Annotated in this window: 11 protein-coding genes and 1 pseudogene; 10 read left to right on the top strand and 2 right to left on the bottom strand. The window is 48.5% G+C overall.

From position 1 onward, the window contains the following. Positions 1 to 40: 40 nt before the first annotated feature. On the top strand, positions 41 to 1,441 hold the full coding sequence (locus FYJ59_RS00875; protein ID WP_154494885.1) for a glycosyltransferase: 1,401 nt from the start codon (positions 41 to 43) through the stop codon (positions 1,439 to 1,441). A 66-nt stretch (positions 1,442 to 1,507) separates the two neighbouring features. After that, complete coding sequence (locus tag FYJ59_RS00880; RefSeq protein WP_154494886.1) at positions 1,508 to 2,854, top strand: citrate/2-methylcitrate synthase; 1,347 nt, start codon at positions 1,508 to 1,510, stop codon at positions 2,852 to 2,854. A 55-nt stretch (positions 2,855 to 2,909) separates the two neighbouring features. On the opposite strand, the gene FYJ59_RS00885 is transcribed toward FYJ59_RS00880, so the two are convergent. Beyond that, positions 2,910 to 3,431, bottom strand: coding sequence for a TetR/AcrR family transcriptional regulator (locus FYJ59_RS00885; protein WP_154494887.1), 522 nt, complete (start codon positions 3,429 to 3,431; stop codon positions 2,910 to 2,912). A 336-nt stretch (positions 3,432 to 3,767) separates the two neighbouring features. Here FYJ59_RS00885 and FYJ59_RS14010 point away from each other — a divergent pair. Continuing rightward, positions 3,768 to 4,466: pseudogene (locus tag FYJ59_RS14010) on the top strand (Mbeg1-like protein); the annotation flags it as partial. Positions 4,467 to 4,680: 214 nt separating this feature from the next. Here FYJ59_RS14010 and FYJ59_RS14015 read toward each other — a convergent pair. Then, the gene (locus FYJ59_RS14015) at positions 4,681 to 5,304 is read right to left on the bottom strand and encodes a gamma-glutamyl-gamma-aminobutyrate hydrolase family protein (RefSeq protein ID WP_154494889.1); all 624 of its coding nucleotides are present in this window, start codon (positions 5,302 to 5,304) and stop codon (positions 4,681 to 4,683) included. Between the two features lie 176 nt (positions 5,305 to 5,480). Here FYJ59_RS14015 and FYJ59_RS00900 point away from each other — a divergent pair, with 176 nt between their 5' ends. The 7 genes from FYJ59_RS00900 to atpC are packed head-to-tail and all read left to right on the top strand — an operon-like array spanning position 5,481 to position 11,795. Next, positions 5,481 to 6,191, top strand: coding sequence for a F0F1 ATP synthase subunit A (locus FYJ59_RS00900; protein WP_154494890.1), 711 nt, complete (start codon positions 5,481 to 5,483; stop codon positions 6,189 to 6,191). Positions 6,192 to 6,237: 46 nt separating this feature from the next. Beyond that, complete coding sequence (gene atpE, locus FYJ59_RS00905) at positions 6,238 to 6,453, top strand: ATP synthase F0 subunit C (RefSeq protein WP_022154739.1); 216 nt, start codon at positions 6,238 to 6,240, stop codon at positions 6,451 to 6,453. A gap of 36 nt (positions 6,454 to 6,489) precedes the next feature. Beyond that, a complete protein-coding gene (locus FYJ59_RS00910; RefSeq protein WP_118692485.1) occupies positions 6,490 to 6,978 on the top strand; it encodes an ATP synthase F0 subunit B in 489 nt (162 codons plus the stop codon). Further along, positions 6,971 to 8,986 (top strand): F0F1 ATP synthase subunit alpha, encoded by a 2,016-nt coding sequence (gene atpA, locus FYJ59_RS00915; RefSeq protein WP_118550598.1) that lies wholly within the window; start codon positions 6,971 to 6,973, stop codon positions 8,984 to 8,986. The genes FYJ59_RS00910 and atpA overlap by 8 nt, the downstream gene beginning before the upstream one ends. Before the next feature lie 36 nt (positions 8,987 to 9,022). Next, complete coding sequence (gene atpG, locus FYJ59_RS00920) at positions 9,023 to 9,952, top strand: ATP synthase F1 subunit gamma (RefSeq protein WP_154494891.1); 930 nt, start codon at positions 9,023 to 9,025, stop codon at positions 9,950 to 9,952. Next, the gene (gene atpD, locus FYJ59_RS00925; RefSeq protein ID WP_022154735.1) at positions 9,949 to 11,361 is read left to right on the top strand and encodes a F0F1 ATP synthase subunit beta; all 1,413 of its coding nucleotides are present in this window, start codon (positions 9,949 to 9,951) and stop codon (positions 11,359 to 11,361) included. The genes atpG and atpD overlap by 4 nt, the downstream gene beginning before the upstream one ends. Positions 11,362 to 11,378: 17 nt before the next feature. Next, on the top strand, positions 11,379 to 11,795 hold the full coding sequence (gene atpC, locus FYJ59_RS00930; protein ID WP_022154734.1) for an ATP synthase F1 subunit epsilon: 417 nt from the start codon (positions 11,379 to 11,381) through the stop codon (positions 11,793 to 11,795). Positions 11,796 to 11,808: the final 13 nt, after the last annotated feature.

Here is an 11,808-nt window from a genome sequence, read left to right on the forward strand (position 1 = left end):
AGAAATCGTTTATGAAGTAATTTTTGGAGAGGATGAACTTATGCGGCCAATGGTAAGCATCATTGTTCCGATATACAATGCGGAACAATATTTACGACGCTGTGTCGACAGCATTTTGAACCAGGAATATACGGATTATGAACTGCTGCTGGTCAATGATGGCAGTACGGATGCTTCCGGCGATATTTGTGAAGAGTACGGAGACAGAGATCCTAGAGTCATTGTGATCCAAAAGGAGAACACCGGAGTCTCCGACAGTAGAAACCGGGCGCTTGACCGTGCCCGGGGAAAATATCTGCAGTTCCTCGACAGTGACGACTGGATCACACCGGATGCCACCAGACTGTTCGTGCGGGCAGCTGAAGAGTATGGCTGTGACATGGTCATTTCTGACTTTTACCGCGTGGTGGGAGAGCGTCTGTCCCCCAAGGGAGACATCGAAGAGGAGGGCGTCCTCACCAGAGAAGAGTTCGCAGCACATATGATGGAGAATCCGGCGGATTTTTATTACGGTGTGTTGTGGAACAAGCTGTACCGCAGGGATATTGTGGAAGAGCATAAACTACGCATGGATACGGATATCAGCTGGTGTGAGGATTTTATGTTCAATCTGGAATATATCCGCTATGCGAAAGTATTCTATGCCCTGCATGCGCCCATTTATTATTATGTGAAGAGGAAAGGCTCTCTTGCCAGTCAGGGCATTAATATCTCGAAGACTGTGAAGATGAAGTTGAATGTATTTGAGTACTACAATAACTTCTACAAACATGTTCTGGAAGAGGAAGATTATGAGAAGAACCGTCTGCAGGTATACCGTTTCTTTATCGATGCTGCGGGGGACGGCACCGTTCCGCCTTCGATCCTGCCCGGTTCCAAGAAGCTGGGAGACGAGAGAGTCTTTGTCAATACAGAGATCTTACAGGCGGAAGGACCTGCAGGAGAGGATTACCGTAGGAGAAAGTTATTAGAACATTATCTGGAGCCGGTGGCGTTAAAAGGAGATCTGAAGGTCATGGATGTGCGTCTGCTTTTGTGTCTGTGTGAAAAGCACGAATGGGACAGCAGACGGGAACTGGCGGATTTCGCCGGAATCACCCGGACGAATCTGACCAGCGGATTGCAGCGCCTGATCATGAAGGGATTCCTGAAAGTAGAAGAGGTGAAGGAACCCAAGCCATCCAAAAAAGATAAGACGACCGGAAAATATAAAACGAAAACAGCGGAGATGGCAGAAACGAAGCGGAAGGAACGGGGAGGCAGGATCGCCGTGACGATTCTTCCGGCAGCAGATGCCGTTATGAAAGAACTGGAGATGGCACAGAGGGATTATGATGCTGCCAGATTCGCCGGCTTCACAGAGGAAGAACTCATTAAATATGCTGAGCTGTCTGAGAAGATCAAAGAGAATACAAAGAATATTTTATATTTTCTTAATTGACATCGTACTTTCTAAAAAGCTATGATAAGTAGGTATATATGATGTGAGGGAAAGGAAGGTATTTGGATGAAGAAAAACGCAGAGTATATGTTGGAACATGCCGGTCTGTGCAGAGCGGCAGATAGATTGGAACCCCAGATGTTCGATGAGTATGGCGTGCAGAGGGGGTTGCGTGATAAGAACGGTAACGGCGTAGTCGCAGGCCTTACCAATATCTCCCGGATCGAATCCTTCAAAATGGAGGATGGCAAAAAGATACCCTGTGAAGGTAAGCTGTGGTATCGTGGTTATGACTGTATCGAACTGGTCAACGGATTCCGCGGGGATCATTTCGGATTCGAAGAAGTGGCTTATTTACTTTTGTTCGGTAAGCTGCCGAATCGTGACGAACTGAAGCATTTTAACGATATTCTGGCATCCAGCAGAACTTTGCCTACCAACTTCACCAGAGATGTCATCATGAAAGCTCCCAGCAGTGACATCATGAATTCCCTGACCAGGAGTGTTCTGACACTGGCTTCCTATGATAAAAATTGCAGCGATACTTCCATTGAAAATGTATTAAGACAGTGTCTTGGGCTGATCGCTGTGTTCCCTATGCTGGCAGTCTACGGCTACCATGCATATAATCACTATTCCAATGATGAGAGTATGTACATACATCGTCCGCAGAAGAAGCTTTCCACAGCAGAGAATCTGTTGATGATGCTTCGTCCCGACAAACAATATACCGAACTGGAGGCCAAAGTACTGGATACCGCACTGGTGCTGCATATGGAGCACGGCGGCGGTAACAACTCCACCTTCACTACCAGAGTCGTAACCTCTTCCGGATCCGACACTTATTCCGTAGTGGCAGCAGCGCTTTCTTCTCTGAAGGGACCCAAGCATGGTGGTGCCAATATCAAGGTCGTAGAGATGATGCGGGATATCGAAGCCCATGTGTCCGACTGGACTGATGAGGATGCGGTAAGAGCTTATCTGAACAAGATTTTGAATAAGGAAGCCTTTGACGGCAAGGGACTGATCTATGGTATGGGTCATGCTGTCTACTCTCTGTCCGACCCCAGAGCCCAGGTATTTAAGAGCTTCGTGGAGAAGCTGGCAGTAGCCAAGGGCAGAGACAAGGATTTCGCATTGTACTCCCTGATCGAGCGGATGGCACCGGAGGTCATCTCCCAGAAGTCCAGGATCTATAAGGGCGTCAGCGCCAATGTGGATTTCTACAGCGGATTCGTATACAGCATGCTGGAGATCCCGCTGGAGTTATATACACCGATTTTTGCCATTGCAAGAATCGTCGGATGGAGTGCGCATCGTATTGAAGAATTGATCAACATGGACAAGATCATCCGTCCCGCTTATAAGAGCGTGATGCAGGAACTGGAATATGTTCCGTTGGATCAGAGATAAGAAAAATAAAAGGGACTGCGTATTTTTGCGCAGTCCTTTGATGATTGTTTAATGATCAGGAATAGATCTTACAGATAATGGATACGATCTCTTCAGCGGATTCCATGGAATTTTCCATGATCCAGGTGACGTAGATATTATAGAGGGAACCGGAGAACGCACGAAGTGTGTAATAGAAATCCCGGCCTTTATCTTCCGTATAATAGGTATCGAGGATATAACTGTCCAGGGCCTGCAGCAGCAGATGCCCCAGACCTGTTTTTACCAGACAGGCAATGAATTCTCTGTAATGATCAAAGTATTCATAGCAGTGCAGCATATTGCGGTAGTCGTTATAATTGCCTTTATCCGGCCAGTCAGCGACATCCTGACGGTAGGCATCTACCAGATCCTTCAGATAACTGATGAAGATCTCGTCCATGGAGCTGTAATTGCGGTAATAAGTCATACGGGAGACTCCGGCCCGCTCGGTCAGCTCTGAGATGGTAATATTGGACAGAGATTTTGTCTGAAGCAGCTGTATCAAAGCCTGCACCATGCAATCTCTGGAAAATTGTTTGGAATGATTCGTGGACATGGCAGATCACCTTCTTAATGTTTTCTACTGACAGTAAATGATTCGCATATTGTGGGATCATCATTACATAAAACCTAACACAATCCGGAAAAATACGCAAGGAAAGTTCCTCGCGGAAAGGAGCGGTATATGGCGGGAACAGTCATAGAATATTTAAAAAAATACGGAGATATTCCATTTCGCGAAAAACCTCTGAATGATGTGGACAGTCTGGCCTTATGCCAGCTCTCTTATCTGAAGTTCGACGGAATGGTCAGTGACGTACGTCACAACGGTCCTTCTGTGACGCTGCAGGAGATCGCCAAACGGCCGGATGTGGAGCAGCTGTTCGGAGATATGCGTTTTGAAAAGGAGAACCGGGCACTGTTTGAAGGGCTGCTTAGCGGCAGACGCTTCCGGAATATGAAGCTGAATTGTTATATTAACCTGGTGGAAAAGGAGTGGGAGACCCAGTTCTCTGCGATTACCTTTATCCTGGATGACGGAACGCTGTTTTTGGCATTCCGCGGCACGGATGAGACTATTGTGGGGTGGAAGGAAGACTTTAATATGGCATTCCTGAATCCGGTACCGGGGCAGGAATACAGTGTCAAATATGTAAATATGGTCACCGGATGGCTGCATCAGCCCTTTTACATCGGAGGACATTCCAAGGGCGGCAACCTGGCGGTGTACAGTGCCATGAAATGTGCGCCCTTTGTACAGAAGCGGATCCAGAAGATATACAGTCTGGACGGACCGGGATTCCGGCCGGAGGTGCTGAAGGAATGTCATTACAATGCGATAGAAGACAAGGTGGTAAAGCTGCTTCCGCATTCTTCTATGATCGGGATGATCTTCGAGCGGGATATTCATTATCGCGTAGTGGAGAGTAAAAACCACGGTCTGCTGCAGCATGATCCTTTCTCCTGGCTGGTGAAGGATGATCATTTCGTGGATGTAGGCGATATCTATGAGAGCCAGAAGATCATGAACGAGGCTCTGAATGAATGGATCCTGTCCCTGAACGAGGAGCAGGTCCGTACTTTTGTAGACACACTTTATCAGGTAATCTCCGCATCACAGGCGGACAATCTGATCACTTTTGCCGCAGATTGGAAAAAGAGTATGAATGCAGTAGTTACCGCATTGAAGGAAGTGGACGATCAGACCGCAGAGATGCTGCGGGGGATCATCCGTTCCCTGTTCGAGATTGCGAAGGTTAAAGTCAGGGAGGAATTGGTTCCGTTGAAAAGACCGCGACACCGGTTTAAAAATAAGAAGAAAGAAGAGAAAGGAGAGGTTCCCCGACACACCCCGGCAGCCTCTCCGGATGCCACTGTAACCCAAGGATCGGCAGCTCGTCATGCTCCAAAGCTTCGGGGCAGCCATCGTCAGGGCAGACCTGGATGATCTTAAGGTGCTGACCTAAGCGGCCGATCCGTTGGTGATGAGCACTGTTGACGCGCATTTTGGCAGGAAAAAACTTGAAAAGACGGGAATCATCTACCATAATAGTATCATGAAACACATCGCCGGAAGGGGAACTGTGCAGGCAGTCTTCAGGCATATCCTGTGTGATCGTACCGCCGAAGGCAACATTGATGACCTGCATGCCCTTGCAGATCCCGATGACAGGGATTCCGGCGGCAATCGCTATGTCGAGAGCCTGGAATTGCAGGATGTCCAGTTCGGTGTCAACAGTGCGGGAACCTTTGTTTTTTTCCCCGAAAAAAGCCGGAGTGATATCTCCGCCGCCCGGCAGGATCAGAGCGTCGCAGGAAATGACCTCTCCGGGAACCAGAGTAGTCACGATCTGCGCGGGAAGTGCACGGAAAAAGGCTTCATAATTTCCTGTTTTGGACTTGCGCCCCAAAATGACTAATTTTGTCATATAATTTTCTGATACCTCATTTTTTTATAGTTAATATATGACATAACTTTTGATTTTTGCATAGGACAAATTAGCAAAAATGTATGTTACGCTTTTTTATAAATAGGAGTAAAATAGCAACGACCATGAGGGAGCGGAAACTCCTTCAGGGATGTTTACGGAAAGGAAGTGGTATTATGGAGGAATTGGCATCAGAACTGCTCAAAGAACTGAACTGTGATACGGCGTTTTCGATCAAGCTTCCGGCAGGTCTTCCACTGATTGGCGGAGTACAGCTGGATATTGCGGAATCGGTAGTGATCACATGGGTAGTCATGGCAGTCATTCTGATCTTGTCGATTATCCTTACAAGCAACCTCAAAGTACACAATGTCAGCAGACGACAGCTGGTGGCAGAGACGATCGTGACGAAGCTGGAAGGCATTGTTACGGGAATGATCGGAGAGGAAGGGAAACGGTATGTACCGTATCTGGTAAGTGTACTGTTATACCTGGGCATATCCAATATCATCGGATTGTTCGGCATGAAGCCCCCTACCAAGGATCTGAACGTAACGGCGGCACTGGCACTGATGAGTATCATCCTGGTGGAAGTAGCAGGCATCCGCAAAAAAGGCGTGGGCGGATGGATCAAGAGCTTCACCGAGCCTATCGCGATCGTAACACCCATCAATATCCTGGAGGTGTTCATCAAGCCCCTGTCTTTGTGTATGCGATTGTTTGGTAACGTTTTGGGAGCATTCGTTATCATGGAGCTGTTGAAGCTTCTGGTTCCGGTAGCATTGCCGGTACCCTTCAGCTTTTACTTTGATGTTTTTGATGGACTGATCCAGGCGTATGTATTCGTATTCCTGACATCTATGTACATTAAGGAAGCCATTGAATAAGTAACTATTCACTAACAACACTTTTTTAAAACTAGGAGGATTCATTATGATAGCTATTGGAGCAGGTATTGCAGCACTGGCATGTATCGGAGCAGGTATCGGTATCGGTATCGCAACAAGTAAGGCAGCAGAGGCTGTGGCAAGACAGCCGGAAGCAGAGAGCAAGATCACCAAGATCTTACTGTTAGGTGGTGCGCTGGCAGAGGCAACCGCTATTTACGGATTCGTTATCGGTATCCTGATCATCTTATTCATGGCATAAGGAACGGTATAACGACGTAAGAAAGGATGAAAGCACATGCTGAGATTAGATATTAATATTGTATGGACCATCCTGAATCTGTTGATCATATTTGCCATTGTGAAGATCTTCCTGATCAAGCCCATCCACAAGATCCTGGATGCAAGACAGGCAGAGATCGATAAGCAATATGCAGATGCAAAAGCCGCACAGGACAGTGCCGAGGAACTCAAGACTAAGTACGAGGCATCCTTAAGCGGTGTCCAGGCAGAAAAGGAAGGCATCCTGAACGAGGCAAGAGGCAAGGCCAGCAACGAGTATGACCGTATCGTGGCAGATGCCCAGACCGAGGCAAAAAAGATCCTGGACAATGCCGATAAAAATGCTGCACTGGAAGAGCAGAAGCGTATTGAACAGGCACAGGAGCAGATCGCCGGTCTGGTAGTGGAAGCTACTGCAAAGCTGGTGGCAGCCAAACAGAATGCAGATTCAGACAGAGAACTTTACAACCAATTTATAGCAAAGACAGGTGAAGAGATTGATTAGTACAGCTTTAGAATACGCAAAAAGATTGCGTGAACTGAATATCCCCGGAGACATTGTAGGTCAGACAGGCGATATCTTTAAAGCCGTACCGCAGGTGAAGCTGGATTTCGAATCTCCTGCCGTGGCACTGTCTGCCAAGCACAATGTAATAGAAAAAGTATTCCCCTTACAGATCAGAGATTTCCTGAAGGTCCTGTGTGATAACGGAGATATCTATCTGTGGGATGATATCTGTACTGCCTACAGAGAACTCTCTCCCGAGAAAAAGGGTGAGTTCGTTGTGACCCTGTCCTATGTGACAGCACCGACAGAGGAGCAGTTACAGAATATCCGTGATTTTGTACAGAAGAAATATCACAGAGACGATATGGTCTTCGAGACGAAGGAAGACCCGGCTTTGGGCGGCGGTTTCATCATCCGTGCCGGTAACGAAGTCTATGACTGGAGTACCAATGGCCGTATGAAGCAGTTCGCAGACAAGCTTTCCCAGGTAGGTAAGACTGCCAGCGAGCAGGGGATCATCTCTATCCTGAAGGGTGAGATCGAAGATTTCCACCTGCAGGCACAGGAGCATGAGATCGGTTCCGTCAGCTGGGTAGGTGACGGTATCGCCAATGTCAATGGTATCGACCATGCTGAGTACGGTGAGATCGTTATCTTTGATTCCGGTGTCAAGGGAATGGTACAGGATGTCCGCAGAGATGAGATCGGATGTATCCTGTTCGGTCATGATACCGAGATCCGTGAGGGTACCAGAGTCGTTCGTACCGGTAAGAGAGCCGGTATCCCCGTAGGTGACGGATTCAAGGGCAGGATCGTGGATGCTCTGGGAGCACCCATCGACGGCGCAGGTCCCATTAAGGAAGAGGGGTATCGTCCCATCGAGCAGCCTGCTCCTTCCATCGTGGACAGACAGTCCGTAGGTGTACCTATGGAGACCGGTATTCTGGCAATCGATTCCATGTTCCCCATCGGTCGTGGACAGCGTGAGCTGATCATCGGTGACCGTCAGACCGGTAAGACCTCCATCGCCATCGACGCCATCCTGAACCAGAAGGGTAAGGATGTGGTATGTATTTATGTAGCCATCGGTCAGAAGGCATCCACCATTGCAAAGCTGGTAGGAACCCTGAAGAAGAACGATGCCATGGATTACACTATTATCGTATCCGCAACCGCCAGCGATCCTGCACCTCTGCAGTACATCGCACCTTATTCCGGTACAGCACTGGCTGAGTATTTCATGTATCAGGGCAAGGATGTCCTCATCGTATATGATGATCTGTCCAAGCATGCGGTAGCTTACCGTGCACTGTCCCTGTTACTGGAGCGTTCTCCCGGACGTGAGGCATATCCCGGAGACGTATTCTATTTACATTCCAGACTGCTGGAGCGTTCCGCAAGACTGAGCGCAGACAAGGGCGGCGGTTCCATTACCGCACTGCCTATCATTGAAACTCAGGCAGGCGATGTATCCGCATACATTCCGACCAACGTTATCTCCATCACGGACGGTCAGATTTTCCTGGAGAGTGATCTGTTCTTCTCCGGTATGAGACCCGCAGTCAATGTAGGTCTGTCTGTATCCCGTGTCGGCGGTGCAGCACAGACCAAGGCAATGAAGAAGGCAGCCGGAAGTATCCGTATCGACCTGGCACAGTTCCGTGAGATGGAAGTGTTCACACAGTTTGCATCCGATCTGGACAATGCCACCAAGGAGCAGTTACAGCACGGTCATGTATTGATGGAGCTGTTAAAGCAGCCTCTGTGCAGACCTTTAAGCATGGCAGAGCAGGTTATGACCCTGTGTGCAGCCAACGGCAGAGTAATGCTGGACGTGCCTGTAGATCATGTGAAGGATTTCCAGATGCAGTTCTTAAGTTACATGAAGGAGCAGCACAGTGACATCGTTCGTCAGTTAGAGACCACCAAGGCGCTGGATGATGAGCTGAATAAGCAGATCTGCGATGCAGCTGAGGAATTTAAAAAGGAATTTTTGCAAAAATAATATTTGCAAACAGTGATAGTAATATAGGAGGTTAACATGGCAAATACGCGAGAAATACAAAGTCGTATGAAAAGCATTCAGGATACTATGAAGATCACCAATGCCATGTATATGATCTCTTCTACAAAGCTTCGGAAAGCCAAGAAGAATTTGGAAGAGACGGAGCCTTACTTCTATACTCTGCAGACTATGGTCAGCAGAATCGTCCGTCACTTACCGGAGATCGACAATAAGTACTTCGATGAGCGTAAGGACAAACCGGCCGAGGAGAAGACTACGGGACTGGTAGTAGTCACCGCAGATAAGGGACTGGCCGGAGCCTATAACCATAATGTACTGAAGATGGCGGAAGAGCAGATGCAGAAAGCCGGACAGACAGGAAAATATAAGCTGTTTGTCGTGGGTGAGCTGGGACGTCAGTATTTCGGACACAGAGGCATCGAGGTGGCAGAGCAGTTTCATTATACTGCACAGAACCCGACCCTGCATCGTGCCCGGATCATTACGGAGACGATCCTGGAGCAGTTTCAGGCAGAGCAGCTGGATGAGGTATATATTATTTATACCAATATGGTAAACAGCGTGACAACCGAACCGCAGATGATGCGTCTGTTACCTATCATAAAAGAACGGTTTATTACCAAAGACGGACAGGATCTGAGTATGTATCAGGAGCCGCTTGTCATGACACCGTCCCCGAAGGCGGTGCTTGATAACATTGTTCCCGATTTTGTCATGGGATATGTATACGGCGCATTAGTAGAATCGTTCTGCAGTGAACAGAACGCCAGAATGATGGCCATGGAGGCTGCAAATAAAAATGCATCCGCCATGATCCATGATCTGTCCATTCAGTACAACCGGGTACGGCAGGCTATGATCACACAGGAGATCACTGAGGTCATTGCCGGTGCCAAGGCTCAGAAAAAGAAGAAAAAGGCAAGAAAGGAGGTCCTGAGCAATTGAGTAACGTAAGTGAAAAAAATCATGGTAAGATCGTTCAGGTCATGGGACCTGTTGTAGACGTAGAGTTCGAGAACAATGACCTTCCTTTTATCAAGGATGCTCTGGAAGTATACAGCGAAGGTAAACGTCTGGTCATGGAAGTGGCACAGCATATCGGCAACAATACCGTCCGCTGTATTATGTTAGGTGCCAGTGAAGGACTCTGCAAGGATATGGATGTCATTGCTACCGGTAAAGGAATTCAGGTTCCGGTAGGTAAAAAGACACTGGGAAGATTGTTCAACGTATTGGGAGAGACCATCGATGGTGGAGAATCCCTGGAGGGAGAGGAGCATTGGGTCATCCACAGAGATCCGCCTTCCTTCGAAGAGCAGAGCCCGGTCGTAGAGATGCTGGAGACCGGTATTAAAGTTATTGATCTGCTGGCACCCTATGCAAAGGGTGGTAAGATCGGTCTGTTCGGTGGTGCCGGTGTTGGCAAGACTGTGCTGATCCAGGAGCTGATCCGAAATATTGCTACGGAGCACGGTGGCTATTCTATTTTCACCGGTGTCGGCGAACGTTCCCGTGAGGGCAATGATCTGTGGAGTGAGATGAAGGAGTCCGGAGTATTAGAGAAGACCGCGCTAGTCTTCGGTCAGATGAATGAGCCCCCCGGAGCACGTATGCGTGTCGCCGAGACAGGACTGACCATGGCAGAGTATTTCCGTGATGAAGAGCACCAGAATGTGCTGCTGTTCATTGATAACATCTTCCGTTTTGTGCAGGCAGGTAGTGAGGTATCCGCACTGTTAGGCCGTATGCCTTCCGCAGTAGGATATCAGCCCACACTGGCTACCGAGGTCGGTGAGTTACAGGAGCGTATTGCTTCCACGAACAAGGGTAGTGTCACTTCCGTTCAGGCTGTTTATGTGCCTGCGGATGACCTGACTGACCCTGCACCCGCGACTACATTCGCACATCTGGATGCCACCACCGTTTTGTCCCGTAAGATCGTGGAACAGGGTATTTACCCCGCAGTGGATCCTTTGGAATCCACTTCCCGTATTTTGGAAGAGGATGTGGTAGGTAAGGAACATTATGAAACCGCACGCCAGGTGCAGGCAATGCTGCAGAAGTACAAGGAACTGCAGGATATCATCGCCATCCTGGGTATGGAGGAACTGTCCGATGAGGATAAGGTAACCGTATATCGTGCCCGTAAGATCCAGCGTTTCCTGTCCCAACCCTTCCATGTGGCAGAGAACTTCACCGGTGTACCCGGTAAGTATGTGCCTGTGAAGGAGACTATCCGCGGATTCCGTGCGATCATCGACGGTGAGATGGATGAGTATCCGGAAGCTGCATTCTTCAATGTAGGTACCATTGATGAGGCAGTGGAAAAGGCTAAGAAGCTCATGGCACAGTAAGGAAAGGCGGTGTGCATATGAACACCTTTAGTTTGAAGGTCATTGCCAGTGATAAAGTATTTTTCGATGGAAAATGCGGCATTATTATCGTACCGGCTCTGGACGGTGAGCAGGCTATTATGTCTCACCACGAGGATATGGTCATTGCCACGAGAGAGGGCGAGGTACGCTTCAAGGAAAAAGAGGAGGATGACTGGACCAAAGCCGTAGTCGGTGTGGGCTGTGTCTACATTTCTCATAACCGTGTGATCATGCTGGTGGATACGGCAGAACGCCCGGAGGATATCGACAGAGTCCGTGCGGAGGCTGCCCTGGAGCGTGCGCAGGAACAGCTGCGTCAGAAGCAGAGTATCCAGGAGTATCATGTATCCCAGGCATCCATGGCGAGAGCAATGCTGCGCCTGAAAGAAGCCGGAAAATACGAAGTCAAGTAGTAATACGTAAAAC

The organism is Waltera intestinalis (assembly GCF_009695995.1).
Classification (GTDB): Bacteria; Bacillota; Clostridia; order Lachnospirales; family Lachnospiraceae; genus Acetatifactor; species Acetatifactor intestinalis.

What these genes read in the sequence shown, in the direction of transcription:
- atpE (WP_022154739.1), top strand. Translation starts at nt 6,238, where the DNA reads ATGATAGCTATTGGAGCAGGTATTGCAGCACTGGCATGTATCGGAGCA.
- atpG (WP_154494891.1), top strand. Translation starts at nt 9,023, where the DNA reads ATGGCAAATACGCGAGAAATACAAAGTCGTATGAAAAGCATTCAGGAT.
- FYJ59_RS14015 (WP_154494889.1), bottom strand. Translation starts at nt 5,304, where the DNA reads ATGACAAAATTAGTCATTTTGGGGCGCAAGTCCAAAACAGGAAATTAT.
- FYJ59_RS00910 (WP_118692485.1), top strand. Translation starts at nt 6,490, where the DNA reads ATGCTGAGATTAGATATTAATATTGTATGGACCATCCTGAATCTGTTG.
- FYJ59_RS00875 (WP_154494885.1), top strand. Translation starts at nt 41, where the DNA reads ATGCGGCCAATGGTAAGCATCATTGTTCCGATATACAATGCGGAACAA.
- FYJ59_RS00900 (WP_154494890.1), top strand. Translation starts at nt 5,481, where the DNA reads ATGGAGGAATTGGCATCAGAACTGCTCAAAGAACTGAACTGTGATACG.
- FYJ59_RS00885 (WP_154494887.1), bottom strand. Translation starts at nt 3,431, where the DNA reads ATGTCCACGAATCATTCCAAACAATTTTCCAGAGATTGCATGGTGCAG.
- FYJ59_RS00880 (WP_154494886.1), top strand. Translation starts at nt 1,508, where the DNA reads ATGAAGAAAAACGCAGAGTATATGTTGGAACATGCCGGTCTGTGCAGA.
- atpC (WP_022154734.1), top strand. Translation starts at nt 11,379, where the DNA reads ATGAACACCTTTAGTTTGAAGGTCATTGCCAGTGATAAAGTATTTTTC.